Origin of the sequence: Burkholderia sp. RF4-BP95 (genome assembly GCF_001521985.1) — a bacterium.
In the GTDB taxonomy this organism is placed as follows: Bacteria; Pseudomonadota; Gammaproteobacteria; order Burkholderiales; family Burkholderiaceae; genus Burkholderia; species Burkholderia diffusa.
In genome coordinates, this window is the sequence record NZ_LOSX01000055.1 from 17,617 (window position 1) to 34,163 (window position 16,547).

Consider the following 16,547-nt stretch of genomic DNA (forward strand, 5'->3'; position numbering starts at 1 on the left):
TGCAGCATCAAGTCGAAAGGAGATGGGCGCGTCGATGCACCGGATTTTCCCCGAAGTTCTTAACATGAACATTGAAGCCTTTGTCACTCAATTCGATCGGCAATCGTTCATAGCCACGAGTAATTTGGCGGGCATTTTTGATTCTTGAAAGATTTTCGGTCTGTATGGCGGCTAGTAGTAGACTAGTACTCCCTCGAATGTCGTTCGTGCTCACATCGCTTGGTGTCAGTGTCGCCACACCGTCGACAATAAATTCTCGGTCTGAAACGATTGTCACCTTCGCCCCAAGCTTGGTGAACTCTTCAAGATAGTTGTTTCTGCCTCTGAATACCTTGTCGTAAAACCTCACTTTGCGGCCCGACCTGATGGTCGCAGCAACAACCAAAGGAAGAGCGTCCGTCGGAAAGCCTGGATAAACATCTGCTATAACATCAAAACGGGTACATGGCGTGTTGGGGTTAACTGAAATGCTGAGCTCGTCGTCGTCGAACAGTATTGAAATGCCAAGAGCTGAAAACGTGTTGGTCAGGCACTGCAGGTCGATTGGCGACTCCCATCGGATTGTCGATGACGTGTTCGAAATCGCCGAGTAAGCCATCACGGTCGCGATATGAATCCGGTCTACTGGCACTACGTGCCTGACCCCCTCGGACGGATATCCGTGCACTGAGAATGAGCGATTTTCTTGAAGACGGATGTCACATCCGGACTTGTTAAGGAAATCGACCACGTCGATAATTTCCGGCTCTATCGCTGCATTATGTACAACGCCACTTCTGTTCGACGCCGTGAGAAATATGAGCGCTTGTAGAGTTGCTCCCACGGAAGGAAACGGAAGCGCCACTTCGCTTGCCTTTTGCTGAGCTATGCGTCCGATCAGCCACTTGCCTTCTTGTCGGAGTTCACAGCCGAACTGCTCGAGAACGAGTTGGTGAAAGTCGAAACCTCGGTCCTTGCCGAATTGACATCCTCCCGGCGGCCCGATTTTGCCGCTTCCGTTTCGACCAACTAGACCACCCAAGAAGAGTAGGGAATATCGTGATGCACTGCTTAGACGCGGCGGCAGGTCGCTCCGCTCGAGAATCGAAGCGTCGATACTTAGCACACGACCGTCCGATTGCACTTTCGCACCGAGCCACTCGATAGAGCGAATCACGGCCCGGACGTCCTCCAGATCGATTGGCACGTTCGTCAGCGTCGATTTTCGAGCAGTGAAAATCGATGCGATGAGTAGTGGAAGAGCCGCGTTCTTGGAGCCTTGCCCGGAAATGGTGGTGTGATGATACTCTCTTCCTCTTTTTGCCCATATTTCCATTAGTATTCCTTTATAAACTGGTAAATTTTTAGAATAATGAATGTGGCTGCTTCGACCACTTCTTCAGTCAGCTCGTGAGGCCTCGGACGTTTGAGTGGTCTCCGTGCGAAGCAGGAGGTAAGAGTTGCCGGTAGCCGGGATTGAAGTTTGTTAACTTCGGCGAAATCACTCGCTGGAGCGCTGAATGAAGTGCGTCGTTGTACTGGCTGAAGCTGAGGAGCAGACCTTGCAGCAGTTGTCGATCAACCATCCCTACCAGGATATGCGCACGTGGGCGGCCGCTCTGCTGATGCTCGCGGGTGGCAAGTTGAGTCCGATGACGGTGGCCGCGAAGCTTGGCGTGAGCGGCCAGTCGGTCTACAACTGGGCACACACGTGGCGCGAGCAGGGCGTGATCGGGCTGCTGATCAAGATCGGCCATAAAGGCGGACGGCCTCGCGCGTTGAGCGACGAGATGATCGCCGCAGTCGTACGCATGGCCTCGGCCGAGCCGCTGACGCGCGAGCAAATCACCAGGCGCCTCGAGGCGGAATTCGGCCCGTTGCCGTTCGAGCATCTCGATACGTTGAGTGTGGCTCTCAAGCGAGAGGGCTTTACGTTCAAGCGCAATCGCCTGTCGCTCAAAAAAAGCGTGACCCGGAGGCATTCGCCGTGAAACAGGCCACACTCGGGAAGCTGCAGCAGGCCGCCCGCGAAGGCGCCATTCGCCTGCGCTACCTCGATGAGGCCGGTTCTTGTGGATCGCCGCCGGTTCAGCGTAGCTGGTCACCACGGGGTTTGCCTCACGAGATCGAACCTAACACGCACTGCCGACGTAGTGTTCTTGGTGCCCTGGACTACGGCACGAACACGCATGATCCATGCTGCCCATGCCCGCAGCATCAAAGGTCCCAACGTCGTGCGCTTCATTGACTATCTGCTCGCGGCGCACGATCGTAGTCCGACCGTGATCGTGCTCGATAACGCGAGCATCCATCACAGTATCGACGAGGCAACGCGGGACCGCTGGCTGATTGATCACAAAGCTGTCCTGTTCTATCTGCCCGCCTACAGTCCCGAACTCAACAAGATCGAGATCGTGTGGCGGCAACTGAAGTTTCGATGGCGACGCTTCGTCACCTGCACCAAGGAAACCATCGCGGCATATACGGCGACTTTCAAAAATTGATCTTTTCGTAAAAAAACCAGGTGTGCTCGGATCTCACACGTGCCGTACATCGTCGGCCGAAGTAAAGTTGGTGCGTTTTGCGAAGTAAAGTCTGACCTTGGGCGTTTTTCAGAAATTTGCTTGGTGCGCGCAGAATTTTCACTTTGCAAATCAATGATCTACACGGCGCTCATCGTTTCCAGTCTCTGCCGGTATTACGCGTCGTCGCCTGGCCACCACGGCTGCGGGACGCGATCGACCGCATAATCGTTGAGGTCTTTTCCGACCAGCCATTTCGGCCGCGGGCCAAGACCGGACCAACTGCGGCCAGACGACGGATCGTAGTACTTCGCCGGCGTGCGCTTCGGTTTCGCTTCAATGTAACCCAACGCCGACAGCACTTCCTGCTGGGTGATCACGTACTGGGCGGCCTGTTCCTTGAATGTGGTCAGTGCGGCCTTTTTCTCCGCGGTCCTGGCTTCAGCCAATTGAGCGTCGAGTTTGCGCAATTCGCATTGCAGGGACTGCAGGGTTAGAGGTTCCATGAGTTTCGGTAAATGTGTGGAGGTAAATCAATACGCTGCGGCGAGATAATTCAATTCGCCGTCTCGGATGTCGATCGGTTTGTTGCTCGGACGGCCGCCCCAGTATACGAAAGGGAAAGGCATCGCGAACGTTGTCCCGTGTTCATCGGCCTCGACGAGCATGGCGGATGCGAGTAGACCGAGCTGGCCTTGCGCGACATCAGATCGCGGCGCACTTACGATTCCGATCGGACGCCGGTTATTCCGGCTCGCCAGATTCGGGGCTGCGAAGGCGATAGTCCTTCGCCACGACGCCGCGCTCACTGCCAGCGTTCACGACGGCTGGGCGTACCCAGGTCACCCGATCCTCCAGTCGTCGTATATGACCGCGCCTCAGGTGCGTACGCGGTGCGGCATGTGAGCCCGATCCTTTTACGCCGCCTTGCGGCTTGCCCGCCGCGACCTGCAAAACCTTGTACGTGAAGAAAGGCGGCCGCCGCGTGGCCAGCCGTCGCGCGTTCATTGCAGGCTTCGGGTGCACGTCCACTGTTCCGACGTTTGCGCAATTCAATACCGCGCAGGCCTGAATTGCCATATGCACTTCGTCGTTAGCGTCATAGGTCAAGCGGGCGAACGCGGCATCAACATCGCCATGACTTTGCGCCACAACGACGTCGAACATTTCCTGAAGTAGAACAAAATGCTCCGCGAAATGCTCCACCGCGTTGCGATGAAGTCGCCCCGTGCTTTCCTTTACGTCATGCATCATCTGGGTCATCCGCGTAGGCGTGTGTCCCTCGGGTATCCGGAAATCCCTTGGCACGAATGTCCCGCCAGCGCCTGGATTCCACGTTTTCAGGTCGTCGGAGTAGTAGATGGGATAGACGAAAACACCACCTTCCGAATAGTGCTCACGGAAGAGAGGTATTTCCCTGAGTCCCCGAACGGGTGTGTGATCTTCGGTCATCTCCCAACACAGCGCAATCCGGCGTGTAGACAGGCTTTCTTTCACACCGGCCACGGTCGCAGCTGGAATGGCGTTCTCCTTGTGCCATGGTGCCTCGAACACCGTCACCGGGTAGGGTAGCCGCAACAGTTCGAGGTGCGTTTCTCGAACATTCTCAGTGTCGATCAGTTCGGCGCAGTTTGGCAGCAGAAACTTCGGTGCCGTCGACAGCATCTGAATCACCGTTTCGATGCGCGCGGCCGTGATGGTCAGGCCGCCTATGCGGGCGTTTCGTGCGGTTTCCTTCAGATCCTCGATCGCATGAGTACAGTAGTTAACCGGTGTGATGACATCCGACCTGATGAAGGGAACAGTGAGTGAAAGACCTATTTTGCTACACGCCTAGAGTTTAGGCATGTTCGGGCGAATGCAATTGCGGTTGGCGAGTGCTGGAGAGTGGGACGGCGGCGATCGCGGCGCTCGTCGCCTTCACCGACGCATCGTGGGCCGAATTCTTCGGCCTCGAGACTGCCGCGGAGACGGCCTGTCCGATGGCGAATCAGCCCCAGCTGCTGATGCTGCTGTTACTGCGCAGCGACTGCCGGATCAAATTCACGGGCGGCGAAATACCGCGCGCGCGTCGCCGCGACAACTGAACGACCCTGGTGGGCGACGATGAACAATCGTCAAGCGAGATCGACGGCGCGAAGCGCTCTGCTACGATGTTGGCAAATCTCGAGAGCGTGCCCAGCGCTTTTGCTCGCTTGGTGATGGGCAAAACCGATCCTCCCGTGACCCAGAGGGCTGCCAGGAAGGCCATAGGGGTAGCCCTCGTCTCGGCCTCTGCACCCCGGTGACAACTTGCGGGGCGCTAGCTGGAGTCGTAAGCAGGCGTTCGACGGAGGGCAGTACGCTAAAATCCTTCTCGAGCAGGCCTGCGTGATTCGGCTTGCAAATGAGAGAGATCGAGAGGGCACATGTTCAAGGCTACTGTAGGCATAGCGATTGGCGTCGCTTTTCTCATCATCGCGGCGATCATCGGATGGTCTACCCGAGGTTTCCTGCAGACGGCGATCGCGGTTCCCGGTGAGGTGGTCAGCCTCAATGCCGGCGGGAGCCACCCCCAGATCGAATTCGTGACGAAAACAGGTGAACGCGTATCGTACCCGCAGGGCGGGATGATCTACGGCACCAAGGTCGGCGATAAGGTCACGGTGCTGTATCAGCCAGAGGCGCCGGCGCGGACTGCCACGATCGATAGGATTGGCGCCGTGTGGAACTGGACGCTGATGGCAGCCATATTCGGCATCGGATTCATTCTCTTCGCGTTGATGAATCTCCCGTCCAAAAAATAACAGCACTGAGAGGATCGGCCGTGTCAATTCTGAGACCCAGCAACTGGAGCTACAAGACGGGTGCCACGGGCGGCGTCAGCATCGAGTTCGTCGTCGCCTCGGGCGGCACCATCGTCCTCGCTGACCCGGGCGGGAAAGAGACCGATTTTTACTACGGGGGCGTGGGTGTCGGCATTGGATTCGGGCTTCGTGTCCCGAAGATCAAGCTTCCGCGATTTTCCTTGCCAGAGATCAAGATCCCCAAGATCGCCGGGCGTGAGGTCGGGGGCGCGGGCTCGGCCAAGTCCTTCGACAGCGCAGGACTCATCTACATGGCGCCGGCGTTTCATGGCGCTGAACTCGTCGAGTCCGATTTCCAGGGTGCCACGGTGTACCTCGACGGCGGCGTAGGCATCGGATACGGTAAGGCCGGGTCGGCAATGATACTTGGAATCAATTCCGCGCAGCTGGCGCTGGGGTTGTCGAATCCCGCAATGTCCTGGCTGGCCGAGATTGCCATCGCGCACGCGCCGGCGATTCTACTCATGGGCGGCACGACCGTTGGCTTGCAGGCGGGTGCTGGCGCCGGCATTCTCGTCGGCTACCTGCATTGACTAAATCAACGGGCGCGTTCCGGGACGCGCAGGACATCGCCGCAGTTCCCGACCGGTCTGCGACGAGCGAATGACCAACTCGACGTAGCTGTTCGTCGCGGCGTACGGCGCGAACAGCGTGTCGAGCGTTCTCGCGAGTACGTGCAACGTGACGTCGCGCAACATGGCGTCGTCGAGCGATACCACGACCTCAATGCCCCGCACGAACGACGGAAACTGGTTGTCGAGCGGCATCCACCTGATCGCAGGCTCGTAGTCGAGGCGGGTGATCGCGTCGATGCTGCGTTGCGCGACGATGCTTGCACGCGGAGCGTGCAACCGCAAAAAGTCCTTGAATGCCTTCAGTCCGGTTTGCGTCAGATCAAACGGGTGCAGGGACATGCCCGCGACGACTCGCCAAAGCGAGTCGTGTCCGCGCGGCAAGGTGCTGGGCAGAGTCGGACGCGTGAGGAGCCGGATGGGGCAGGTCAGTGCTGCGCCTTCATGTAGCAGGTCACTGTCCGGTGCGCCGATCGGCAACCGAGACGGCAGGTCGCCGTTGCTGGCCGTCACATCGACCTCGATCTGCGGGCGCTTCGGTAGGACAGCGCTGCCGTCCAGCCCAACCAGCGAGAGCAGGAGCGGCGAGCGCGCCCGTCCTGCCGCTGAGTGGGGATCGCGAAACGTGGTCCAGTAGACGATCGAGGAATCGATCGGCCGCCCATGACTGAAGGCACGATATGGCTGCACGGCAGTTCGGGCCGTATGCCCGGCCAATGGCGACCGCTTTTCCTGTTCAGCTTCCGCCCGGTCGCCCAGATGGACGGCGTCGATTGAGTACACGTCGAGCGGGGTGCCGGTTTCCAGCGGCTCGGGTGTTACGGGGTATGCGTTGTCGGTGCCCGTCAACTGGATCGGCGTCGCATTGCGCTTGAACAGGTTGACCACGGGCGTGCAGAACAGCTGGAAGGCGCTTGCGTCGAGGTCGGTCAAGGCCGCCTGCATCCGCGCGTCCTGGATCGCGACGTGCAACGTTAGGCGCTTTGCCGTCGGCGCACGCGCAGTGCGCCGCATCCGCCCCAAATCGATGTCGATGAAGTCGAACTTCTCGGGGAAAGCGAAGGACTCGAGCAGAACTTGGTAGGCGTCCGAGGTCGGGGTCGATTCTTTCGGAAACAGCTGTTCATTCTCTTTGAACCCGACCGATTCGATCGGGATTCTCGATAATTCCGACCACCGACCACTTTGCTCGACTTCGACGAACGCGGCTCCTGCCTGCAGCAACAGCGCATCGGCGAGCGCGGCAACCCGCGGTCGATCGCCGGCGAGATGAACCCGAACAGGGCCGTGCGGGATCGCGTCATCGAAGGTTTCGGTCGGCGACGCGCTCGCGAACGTAATCGAGAGGATGCCTGCCACCTTGTCGGGTAGCCGGACGACGGCGGGCGCCAGTGTGGCGGGGGCGTAGCGCGCCGAGTGAACGCGCAAGGGCGACAATTTGACGTCGTACGTCGTTTGAAACCGGCACGGTGCTGCATTGGCGTCGAGCAAGGTGCCGCGGGGCATCGCGAGCGGCGTCGTCAACTGGCCAAAGAGATCCGTCGGGTCAAATTGTGCGATCGCGCAGGCAGGCATCGTCCGCAAATACTGCGGGTACAGCACTTCAAGTAGCGATTCTGTGAATTCCGGAAAGGTGTCCTCAAGCTTCACATCGACCCGTGCGGCCAGCAGCGCGAAAGTCTGGATCATTCGGTCGACATGCAGATCGCCTTGCCCATTTGCGATCCCGAGCCGCGCGCCGATCTTCGGATAGCGCTGAGCAAATTCCGTGATGCCGCGCAACAGCAGGCCGACCTCGTATTCGTAGTGGGGCAGCAGGTTATCCATTCACCTTCCATACAGCTCAGTCCCCATATGCAAGGTTCAAGAAACGCAAAACTTGATCCTTCCCAGGGCAGGCAGTTTAAAATCCACCGACGAATAATATCCTGCCGTTCCTATGCGGGGTTCCGAGGGCGCCATGCAACTGTCAGATATTCCGAGTTTCTTTGGGCTACAGAGTAACCGATTGTTCACCATTCAGACGCCAATGAAAGGGCGGTCGGATCTGGTGCTGGTCGATTTTCAAGGCACCGAAGGCTTATCTCAAATTTTCGAGTTTCACGTTCGGCTTGCTTCTCAAGACCCGAATATTGAACTCAAAAAGCTGATCGGCCAGCCAGTGACAATTACGTTACAGCTCACCGACGCGCTGGCGAGCTCGGAAGAACGGTATTTCCACGGCTACGTCGCGAACTTCAGTCACCTCGACCACGACGGTAGCTTCACGGTTTACAGCGCGACACTCGTGCCCTGGCTGTGGATGCTCTCGCGCAGTCGCGACATCCGGATCTTTCAGGAGGAAAACACCGAGGCCATTCTCGCGAAGGTCTTTCGTGAGTACGGCAAGATTGCGTCGTTTGAGTTCCGGCTATCCAAAGCAACGACGAACCGCAGCTACTGCACGCAGTACCGGGAAACCGACCTCGAATTTGTTGAACGGCTCATGCAGGAAGACGGGCTGTTCTACTTTTTCGAGCATGCGAAAGACGGTCACAAGCTGGTCATCTCGGACAATTCGATCGCCGCAAAACCGATCAGAGGCCGCAGCCCCGTGCTGCAGTATACGAAAGGCGAAGCGCTCGACAACCTGGCAGTCGTCACGTCGTTCCAGGCGAGCCGGCAACTGGAATCGAGCAGCGTCGGATTGAAGACATTCGACTACAAGGTGCCGCACGCGCGGCGGTTTGTGTCGGGTGGCACGGAAGTGAATCAGGGCGAAGTGCCGTCCTACGAAGTTTACGACTACCTGGGCGAGCACGGCTTCCCGGACAGCGATCGCGGCGAAGCGTTGACGCGTTTCAGGACGCAAGCGCTCGCCGCGCACAGCAAGGTCTTTATCGGGACGAGTACGAGCCGGCGGTTGTCGCCTGGGCAGTACTTCGAGCTCGATGACCACTACGACCATGGCGCCGCGAAGGCCGAGGATCGTCAGTTCCTGCTGACGACGGTCACGCACAGCGGAACGAACAACTATCAGGCCAGCGAGGGTGGTGCGACGTACCAGAGTAGCTTCGTCTGCATCCGCAAGAAGATCCCCTATCGCCCGGCGTTTACGATCGAGCGGCCCTCGATCATCGGGCCGCAAACGGCCGTCGTCGTGGGGCCCCAAGGCGAAGAAATTTACACCGACAACCTAGGTCGCGTGAAGGTGCAGTTTCACTGGGACCGGTTGGGCAAGCGCGATCAGGGGAGCTCGTGCTGGGTGCGCGTCGGGCAGCCGTGGGCCGGGCGCGGGTTCGGCATGATCCAGGTTCCGCGCATCGGCGACGAGGTGGTCGTGATTTTCCTCGACGGTTGCCCGGACAGGCCCCTGATCATCTCGAGCGTCTACAACTCAGCAAACATGCCGCCGTGGGTTTTGCCCGGGAACGCGACGCAAAGCGGGATTCTCACGCGGTCGACAAAGACCGGGAACGTCAACACGGCCAACGCCATCCGCTTCGAGGATAAGAAAGGCTCGGAGGAAGTCTGGTTGCACGCCGAAAAGGATCAACGCCTCGAGGTCGAGCACGACGAGTCGCACTGGGTCGGCAACGATCGCACGAAGAACGTCGACCATGACGAAACGGTGCACGTGAAGCATGATCGAACCGAAACGGTCGACAACAACGAGACGATCACGATCGGCGTGGATCGTACGGAGCACGTCGGCAACAATGAGGCGCTGACGGTCGGCGGCAACCGGAACGAGACCATCAAGGGGATGGAGAACCTCCTGATTGCGCTGACGTCGACAGAGACGGTAGGACTCGCAAAAGCACTGACAGTCGGCGGCGGATATCAGGTCACGGTCGTCGGTGCGGTCAACACGACAGCGGGGTTGGCCAGTGCCGAAGAAGTGGGCTTGTCCAAGACTTCGATCGTAGGGAAGTCCTATTCGATCAAGGCCGGTAAGGTCTTCGAGGTAACGGTCGGCAAGTCGACGTTTCGCATGGACGAGGACGGCAACATCACCCTCAAGGGAGTGAAGTTGCTCATAGAAGGATCTGGTCCGGTAGAAATCAACGGCAAAGACGTGGATGTGAATTGATCCGATGGAGTTCATCAACCACACTCCCTTTCCCGCGCTGGGTTTCGCGGGTGTTGATGCGCGCGAGCAAGAATTCCACGTCATGGTTTTACGGCAGACCCTGACGTGGAACGGCGCGCACGACCTCCATTTCTCCGACGCGCAACAACCGTTGTGCGAGGCAGACGAGTTCTTTGGTCTGGACATGCAGGGCAGTGTTCGACAGGAATCGGACTTGTGCCAGTACAAGCCGCGGTGCGACGTGATCGTTAACGCGACGGCTTATCCGCCCAGACGGGAGGATGGGAGCGTACCGACTAAATTCGACGTTCGGCTTACCGTGAGTCGACCTGGTTCGCCCACGCCATTGCCGCCGGAGCCGCATGGGCTCAATCCGTTAATGCCCGCGTCGCTGGAGGAAATCCAGGCGTGGAAAGCGGAAGTCGAACGAGCTAAGAAGACGCCACCGCAAGGTGAACGCCTGATCGAAAAGACGCTTACCGTGACGGGTGAGCGTCACTTTGTCCAGCGGACAGGGTTGCGGCGTTTCGCGGCCGCGCTGGTCAAGATTGGCTCTCTGGGCATTTTCGGCCTGCCGGCATGGAAATTAACGCCTCCGGAGTCAGCACGCAATATTCAGGTAAACTTAGAGCATGCGTTCGGTGGTCAATGTCGTATTGAGACGGGCGACAAGGCGGCCGATCGGGTCTCAAAGAAGGAACGATTGACCCCGGAGCAGGCCGGTGCCCATCCCGACGCGCCCCGCGCCCCTATCGCCCATGATGCGTTCTCAGCCAACGTCTCTGGACAGGGATTCGTACGCGACTGGTATCTGGAGGCAACAGGCATCACCGCGGTTGCCGCGCCGCAAATCGAATATTCGGCGCGGCCCATTACCTTGGGGGATTTCGATTCAGCTCGCGTTGGAAAGCTCGCTGAATCGGCGCCACTCGTCGCTGGGCTAGGTGTCCGGCCGAAAGGGCATCCCGAGCGCGCGAAGCTGGTGGGAACCATCGATCGCGCGTTCATCGAAAGCGACGCGCCGGTACCGAAGGATTTTGATTTTGCCGTCTGGAATGCGGCATGGCCAGATCAGCAGGTGGATGCGCTGCGCGGTGATGAACAGATCGAGCTGGTGAATTTGTGTGCGTCGACTACGCCGTATTCCACGAAGGACGCCACTGGCAATGTCGCATTGACATTGAACCTGCCCGGACATCTTCCGTTTGCGTTGGTACGGTTCGAAAACGGGAGTATAGGAGAGTTGGAGGCGCGACTCGACACCGTGCTGATCGATCCCGAGCGGCGCGAAGTGTCGTGCGTGTGGCGAGCGACGCTGGCCAAGCAACCAGGCGTGCGTTCCCTCGAGCTGCGCATGCTCACGCGCGGCGACGTCGACGTGATGGCGTCCGCGATCTCGGAACGGGAGAGGGGGGGGCATGGCTAACCACCTTGGAGCCCGGAAGGACAGCGCGTTCAAAGCCGTTTCAACAGCGCCGTCTATCAACAAAACACCGGTCGGCAGCAGCACGCCCCCGTTGCCATACCCGGTGACGGAGGATTTGTCGAGCAGCCTGGGCACGGTGCCTAACGTGCGCTTCAACGGCGCCCCCACCTACGTGCTCAGTCAGAGCACGCAGCCGAGCTGTACGGGGGACGCTGCCGGATCCTGCAACGGCGTGAAGAGTGGGACCGTGAGTGGCGAAGTCAAGCCGGTAAAGGGCTCGAGCACGGTGCGCATCACGGGCAAGCCGGTCATTCGTGAAGGAGATCCGTGCACCCTCAATGGCGGGAATTGCCCGGGCATCTATGTGACCCAGTCCGTCCCGAGCGCATCGATCGAGGGCGGCAAGCCGAGCGGCAGCGGCAACCCACCCGTCAAGCCGGAGACCCCCAAGGAAGAAGGCTGGTGGGGCGCGGCGAGTCCGTGGGTACACGGCGTGCTTGGCGTTGCGAGTTTTGTGCCAGGACTCTCCGTTGTGACTGGGGCAGTGGACGCGGGAATTTATGCGGCCGAGGGGGATATGGTCGAGGCCGGCCTATCTGCTGCGAGCATGATCCCAGGCGGGAAAGTGGTGACCACGGCAGGCAAGATTGCCAAAGGTGCTGTGGGCCTCGCCAAGGGGGCGCATGTAGCAGAAGAGGCAGCCAAAGCGGCCAAGGTGGCGAAAGAGGCTGAAGAGGCTGCGAAGGCGGCCAAGTTGGCGAAGGAGGCCGAAGAGGCCAAGAAAGCCCAGGCGGAAGCGGAACGACTCAGGAAGTTGAAAGAGGAGGCCGAGGCGGGCGAGAAAGGCAAAGACGGCCTGAAGGTCAAGCTGAAGCGGATGAAAGAGCACTTGGTGAAGTGCTTCAAGAAGAACGCGAAGGGTGACCCGAAGGAGTATGACCGGCAGCTTCTCGAGCAGGAAAAGGGCTTGAACGACCTGAGCGTGAAGGAGTATCTGGAAGGGCGCGCGCGATATCAAGAGATTGGGAGAGCGGGCACCGGTGCCGCCCAGGAACAGGCGAGGGCAAAGTACTCGCGCGAATTAGCCAACCAGTTCAAAGACGTATTAAACGAACAGGGCATCTTTGGTAAGGCCGCCAAGGAACAAGCTGAAGCAATGGCCGCCGAGCGGATGAAGACATTGGCCGCGTTGCATAACCCGGACATGATCGCGGGTGGCAAGGACGTCGTGAACATGATGGGTGACCGCGGCGTGAACTCGTCCATCGGATCGCAGTGGAAGGATCGCGTAGCTGAGCTTGACGAGGCCGCGAAAAAAGTCCCTGAGACGGAGCGGGGCGGTACTAAAATGAATGCTAAGCTCAAGCGATGCAAATAGTGAGGAAGTGCAATGGATCAGTTCATGGAGAATTTTCTAGATTTCGAAGGGTTTGGGCCCCCCATTGCCAGACGAGACGTGCCTCCCGAAAAAATTGAAAAATTCCGTGGCACATTGCCGACCAAGCTTCTGGAATACTGGCAGAACTACGGTTGGTGTGGCTATGCCAAGGGATTGCTCTGGACCGTTGATCCGGATGAATGGGAAGACGAGTTGGAGGCCTGGATTGGCGAGACGGAATTCATGGAGCGCGATGCGTACTATGTGATCGCGCGAACTGCTTTCGGTGAATTGATTCTGTGGGGAGCGAAGACGGGCCAGTCGCTAAAAATCATCACCCCATATGGAATGATCTTCCCGTCCTTCGACGCAAGTAAGTTCGAAAGAAGGGGGGCGGATTTGTCATTGCAACTCTTTTTCAGCACCTGCTCGAAAGAAGCGTTTGATTTATTGGATAACGATAAGGCCCCATTGTTTGATCGTGCACTAGAAAAGTTGGGCCCCGTCGATCACACTACGATGTACGGTTTCGTGCCAGCACTCGCACTGGGCGGGACGCCGGCGCTTGAGCGGCTTCAAAAACTTGACGCGCATGTCCATCTTGATATTTTGTCTCAGGTGACGGAACTGCACGTTATGCGAGACATTGCACAAGATGCGAGAGACGCTGGATTGCTGTAGCGCGATATTGAATAAATCACGAGCGTTGACGTCGTAAGCTGATCGACTAACCAGTGGAGCGTTCGGCGCTTTGTTGACGGTCGCGCTATTTTGACCCGGCACGCACGTGTAATTTCGTTTGAGGAAGCGGCGGGAACCAACGCGGAAAGAGCAATGGATCAGTTCATTGGGAATTTCTTGGGGTACCAGGAATTCGGGCCGCCGATAGCCCGACGTGACGTGCCCTCTGAAAAGATCGAGAAATTCCGGGGCAAGTTGCCAAATAGACTTCTGGATTACTGGCAGGAGTACGGGTGGTGCGGCTATGGCAAGGGGTTGCTGTGGACCGTCGATCCGGACGAATGGGAAGATGAGCTGGAGGCGTGGATTGGCGAGACCCAATTCATGGAGCGCGATGCATATTACGTAATTGCGCGTACAGCTTTTGGCGGGCTGATCCTGTGGGGTGAGAATACTGGACAGTCGCTGAAGGTCACCACACCGTACGGTATGATTTTTCCGTCTTTCGATGAGGAGGAGTACCGAGAGGATGGCCCGGATCTAACCATCCAGCTCTTCTTTAGTACGGCCAGCAAAGAGATGTTTGATCTGCTGGATAGCGAAAAAGCTCCGCTTTTCGAGCGCGCGCTAGAAAAGTTGGGGCCTCTCGATCACACCACGATGTACGGGTTTGTGCCAGCGCTCGCGTTGGGCGGCACACCGGCGCTCGAGCGGCTTCAAAAGCTCGACGCGCATGTCCACCTGGATATTTTGTCTCAGGTGACAGAAATACAGGTGATGCGTGACATTGGGCAAGATGCCCGCGATGCTGGATTGCTATAGCGGGAAAATTGAAAAACCCGCGCATGGTATGGCAACGAGATTCCAAAAAAGGTATGTTTAAAAGTTCCATAGCCGGTACCGTTGCCGCGATCATAGCGGCTGCCTCGACCTTCGCAGCGGCCGCGCCTACCAGCGTGCCGGTATTGCGAGCGACGGCGCCCAATGGCCAGACGAGCATACTTATTGGCTCCATACACGTACCAGTAGAGGGGCTCAACCAACCGGCGCCGTCGATCTTTGCCGGAGCTCGCCACTACGTCATCGAGCACAGCGGGTTTGCGACTTTGCCGGCCGATAAGGCATCCGAATCTGGTGCCGCGCGCGACTGGGCGAAATCGCTGACGGACGCCGAGATCAACGTTTATCTGCACCGGGCAACATGTGCTGGATTGCCTGAGACATCGGCGCGGAACTGGCTCCAAGAACCGACACCACACGAGTCGAACGCGCTCGCCTACACCATATGCCCGTTACCGCGCAATGCAACGTCGCGGGATGCTTATTTGTTCAGTATCGCCCCCGTCGCATTGCGCCAGAACCCGGAGGTCCTGGAGGATGCAAATTGGGTCGAATTGCAGCGTAGAAAGGTGCCGGCCAGTTACGATGTCAGCGGGTTCAAATGGGCGCTCGCGCATGATCCGAAGACGGTACTGGAACAGACTCGAGACGCGTTGAACGCCGGCGACTACGACGCGATTCGCACGCAGGTCCTCGAGTCCCTCGGTTCGCCGGACGCCGCGGCGGTCTACACAAGACACATGGTTGATGAGCGAAATGTCGAGTGGCTTCCCCGTCTTGATGCAATTCTCAAAGACGGCCATGCCGTCGTGGTCGTGGGCGCGATGCATTTCCCCGGTGCATCTGGACTGATCACGCTTCTGCGCGAACGAGGCTACAAGGTCGACCCGGTAAATTGGCCAGGCGTGGCCATCGGAGATACACATTAAGCATTGTTCGGGTACCAAAGAAACGCAAACCTTGTAAACATATCAGCGACGACGTTAGTATCTGTTATGTAAAGTAGTTCGGAATACTTATGAACTGAAGGGCAAGTCAGAAACACCTCGCGTCGGCTGCCGCCCCCGACCGAAGTCAAAGGCGGCAGCCTCCCGCTTTACACGATCTTGCTTGCCACGACACTGCCGAGATCGCTCTGCTGGCCCACCAGCGCCCGAACGACCGCCAGCATGTCTTCCTGGACCGTCTTGACCTTTCGGGCGCTATCCTGATGCAGGTTGCCCACCTGGCCCCACAGCTCGGCGAAACGGCCATCGATCGTCTCTTCCGAACGGTCCTCGCTCTTCGCCAGATCCGCCGCCGCGCTCGCCTGACGGTGGGCCATTTCGCCAACGGCCGACATCAAACGGGCCCGCGCGTCGCATCGCCGCATCTCGACGTAGTTGAACTCGTGATTGATCTGATGCGCACGCTGTGCCACGCGATGGCGCTCGGTTTGCCCCGCGATCGCCTGCGAGTGCTTCCAGCCCGGCTCCGACGGACTCGGCTCGACGCCGACCATCTGACGCTCGGCCGCCTCCTCCTCGGAACGAGCCTGATCCGCACGCTCGGCTGCCGCATTGCGCCGCTCAACCGCCTGCTCACGGTCCTGGCCGATCTCACCGTTTGCCATGCCCGACTCACCGAGCGGTTCCTCGAGCGGCTGGAGCGGCTTCAGCTCCACTTCCCGCACCTCTTCATTGATCGCTTGACGCGACCCGAGCAGACCCTTCTGCGCATCCAGCGTCAGTTCTTCGTTGGCATTCGCCCGGCCCATCTCCTCGGTGAGGGACGTCTCGTTGATTTTCAGGCCCTTGAATTCCTGCACGGCCGAACCCACGCAGAAAGCACCCTGCAGCACCGCTCCGGAGATCGCTCCCTCAAGCTCATCCTGCCCCTGCTTGATGATTTCCTGAGCCTGCTCTTGCGTGACCTTGAGCTGGGTAACCGCCATGTCTGCGCCCATCTTCTGGAATGCCCGACCTTCGGCGAGCAGGGCGGACTGAAGGGCAATAATGACATCGAAGCCGTCATCCACGGTCGAATTGCCAAACAGACCGACCTGGCCTTGCCCACGCACAGGCTTCGGCGTCTCGGCGCTCGAGTGAGCCGATTTCGCGCCCGCCTGACCCGTTGCGGCCTCCAGGGCGCGCTTGAGCACTTTCAGTGTGTCGACAGATGCCGGCACGATGGGCCGTGCCAACTCGGTTCCGGTGTCGCCCGTTGCCCGATGCGCGGCGCCAGCTGCCGCC

General features: G+C 58.8%; 16 protein-coding genes. 10 read left to right on the forward strand and 6 right to left on the reverse strand.

The window, feature by feature from the left end; translation table 11 throughout:
- Positions 1-7 precede the first annotated feature (7 nt).
- A complete protein-coding gene (locus tag WS46_RS34255; protein ID WP_082721925.1) occupies positions 8-1,315 on the reverse strand; it encodes a UDP-N-acetylglucosamine 1-carboxyvinyltransferase in 1,308 nt (435 codons plus the stop codon).
- A gap of 184 nt (positions 1,316-1,499) precedes the next feature.
- Between WS46_RS34255 and WS46_RS19550 the strand changes: the two genes are divergently transcribed.
- Together WS46_RS19550 and WS46_RS19555 are read left to right on the forward strand one after the other, a co-directional pair.
- Positions 1,500-1,970 (forward strand): helix-turn-helix domain-containing protein, encoded by a 471-nt coding sequence (locus WS46_RS19550; protein ID WP_059533341.1) that lies wholly within the window; start codon positions 1,500-1,502, stop codon positions 1,968-1,970.
- Positions 1,971-2,036: 66 nt separating this feature from the next.
- The gene (locus WS46_RS19555; protein WP_156437154.1) at positions 2,037-2,483 is read left to right on the forward strand and encodes a transposase; all 447 of its coding nucleotides are present in this window, start codon (positions 2,037-2,039) and stop codon (positions 2,481-2,483) included.
- 194 nt (positions 2,484-2,677) lie between these two features.
- On the opposite strand, the gene WS46_RS19560 is transcribed toward WS46_RS19555, so the two are convergent.
- From WS46_RS19560 to WS46_RS35525, 3 genes are all read right to left on the reverse strand, one after another.
- Positions 2,678-3,007 (reverse strand): H-NS family nucleoid-associated regulatory protein, encoded by a 330-nt coding sequence (locus WS46_RS19560; protein WP_059533339.1) that lies wholly within the window; start codon positions 3,005-3,007, stop codon positions 2,678-2,680.
- 238 nt (positions 3,008-3,245) lie between these two features.
- Positions 3,246-4,166, reverse strand: a complete 921-nt coding sequence (locus WS46_RS19565) for a hypothetical protein (RefSeq protein WP_059533337.1) — start codon at positions 4,164-4,166, stop codon at positions 3,246-3,248.
- Positions 4,167-4,491: 325 nt separating this feature from the next.
- Positions 4,492-4,752 carry a hypothetical protein gene (locus tag WS46_RS35525; protein ID WP_156437152.1) on the reverse strand — a complete coding sequence of 87 codons (261 nt, stop codon included), beginning with the start codon at positions 4,750-4,752 and terminating at the stop codon, positions 4,492-4,494.
- 157 nt (positions 4,753-4,909) lie between these two features.
- On the opposite strand from WS46_RS35525, the gene WS46_RS19575 reads away from it, so the two are divergent.
- Together WS46_RS19575 and WS46_RS19580 are read left to right on the forward strand one after the other, a co-directional pair.
- Positions 4,910-5,287, forward strand: coding sequence for a DUF3592 domain-containing protein (locus WS46_RS19575; protein WP_059533333.1), 378 nt, complete (start codon positions 4,910-4,912; stop codon positions 5,285-5,287).
- Positions 5,288-5,307: 20 nt separating this feature from the next.
- The gene (locus WS46_RS19580) at positions 5,308-5,880 is read left to right on the forward strand and encodes a hypothetical protein (RefSeq protein ID WP_059533330.1); all 573 of its coding nucleotides are present in this window, start codon (positions 5,308-5,310) and stop codon (positions 5,878-5,880) included.
- Here the strand turns inward: WS46_RS19580 and tssF are convergent, their stop codons facing one another.
- Positions 5,881-7,746: a type VI secretion system baseplate subunit TssF gene (gene tssF / locus WS46_RS19585; protein WP_059533328.1), complete on the reverse strand. Its 1,866-nt coding sequence runs from the start codon at positions 7,744-7,746 to the stop codon at positions 5,881-5,883.
- Between the two features lie 133 nt (positions 7,747-7,879).
- Here tssF and WS46_RS19590 point away from each other — a divergent pair, with 133 nt between their 5' ends.
- From WS46_RS19590 to WS46_RS19615, 6 genes are all read left to right on the forward strand, one after another.
- Positions 7,880-9,991 carry a type VI secretion system Vgr family protein gene (locus WS46_RS19590; RefSeq protein ID WP_059533360.1) on the forward strand — a complete coding sequence of 704 codons (2,112 nt, stop codon included), beginning with the start codon at positions 7,880-7,882 and terminating at the stop codon, positions 9,989-9,991.
- 4 nt (positions 9,992-9,995) lie between these two features.
- Complete coding sequence (locus WS46_RS19595; protein WP_059533326.1) at positions 9,996-11,417, forward strand: DUF2169 domain-containing protein; 1,422 nt, start codon at positions 9,996-9,998, stop codon at positions 11,415-11,417.
- Positions 11,410-12,795, forward strand: coding sequence for a polymorphic toxin type 15 domain-containing protein (locus tag WS46_RS33045; protein ID WP_082721923.1), 1,386 nt, complete (start codon positions 11,410-11,412; stop codon positions 12,793-12,795). The genes WS46_RS19595 and WS46_RS33045 overlap by 8 nt, the downstream gene beginning before the upstream one ends.
- 12 nt (positions 12,796-12,807) lie before the next feature.
- Positions 12,808-13,476 carry a GAD-like domain-containing protein gene (locus WS46_RS19605; RefSeq protein ID WP_059533324.1) on the forward strand — a complete coding sequence of 223 codons (669 nt, stop codon included), beginning with the start codon at positions 12,808-12,810 and terminating at the stop codon, positions 13,474-13,476.
- Between the two features lie 153 nt (positions 13,477-13,629).
- A complete protein-coding gene (locus tag WS46_RS19610; RefSeq protein ID WP_059533322.1) occupies positions 13,630-14,298 on the forward strand; it encodes a GAD-like domain-containing protein in 669 nt (222 codons plus the stop codon).
- 53 nt (positions 14,299-14,351) lie between these two features.
- Complete coding sequence (locus WS46_RS19615; RefSeq protein ID WP_059533320.1) at positions 14,352-15,245, forward strand: TraB/GumN family protein; 894 nt, start codon at positions 14,352-14,354, stop codon at positions 15,243-15,245.
- 167 nt (positions 15,246-15,412) lie between these two features.
- On the opposite strand, the gene WS46_RS36110 is transcribed toward WS46_RS19615, so the two are convergent.
- The coding region (locus WS46_RS36110; protein WP_179949170.1) for a hypothetical protein at positions 15,413-16,547 on the reverse strand (1,135 nt) is incomplete at its 5' end.

Coding starts and splice junctions, on each gene's coding strand:
- WS46_RS19610 (WP_059533322.1), top strand. CDS start 13,630: ATGGATCAGTTCATTGGGAATTTCTTGGGGTACCAGGAATTCGGGCCG.
- WS46_RS35525 (WP_156437152.1), bottom strand. CDS start 4,752: ATGGCCTTCCTGGCAGCCCTCTGGGTCACGGGAGGATCGGTTTTGCCC.
- WS46_RS19575 (WP_059533333.1), top strand. CDS start 4,910: ATGTTCAAGGCTACTGTAGGCATAGCGATTGGCGTCGCTTTTCTCATC.
- WS46_RS34255 (WP_082721925.1), bottom strand. CDS start 1,315: ATGGAAATATGGGCAAAAAGAGGAAGAGAGTATCATCACACCACCATT.
- WS46_RS19550 (WP_059533341.1), top strand. CDS start 1,500: ATGAAGTGCGTCGTTGTACTGGCTGAAGCTGAGGAGCAGACCTTGCAG.
- WS46_RS33045 (WP_082721923.1), top strand. CDS start 11,410: ATGGCTAACCACCTTGGAGCCCGGAAGGACAGCGCGTTCAAAGCCGTT.
- WS46_RS19605 (WP_059533324.1), top strand. CDS start 12,808: ATGGATCAGTTCATGGAGAATTTTCTAGATTTCGAAGGGTTTGGGCCC.
- WS46_RS19560 (WP_059533339.1), bottom strand. CDS start 3,007: ATGGAACCTCTAACCCTGCAGTCCCTGCAATGCGAATTGCGCAAACTC.
- WS46_RS19595 (WP_059533326.1), top strand. CDS start 9,996: ATGGAGTTCATCAACCACACTCCCTTTCCCGCGCTGGGTTTCGCGGGT.
- WS46_RS19555 (WP_156437154.1), top strand. CDS start 2,037: ATGAGGCCGGTTCTTGTGGATCGCCGCCGGTTCAGCGTAGCTGGTCAC.
- WS46_RS19590 (WP_059533360.1), top strand. CDS start 7,880: ATGCAACTGTCAGATATTCCGAGTTTCTTTGGGCTACAGAGTAACCGA.
- WS46_RS19565 (WP_059533337.1), bottom strand. CDS start 4,166: ATGCTGTCGACGGCACCGAAGTTTCTGCTGCCAAACTGCGCCGAACTG.
- WS46_RS19615 (WP_059533320.1), top strand. CDS start 14,352: ATGTTTAAAAGTTCCATAGCCGGTACCGTTGCCGCGATCATAGCGGCT.
- tssF (WP_059533328.1), bottom strand. CDS start 7,746: ATGGATAACCTGCTGCCCCACTACGAATACGAGGTCGGCCTGCTGTTG.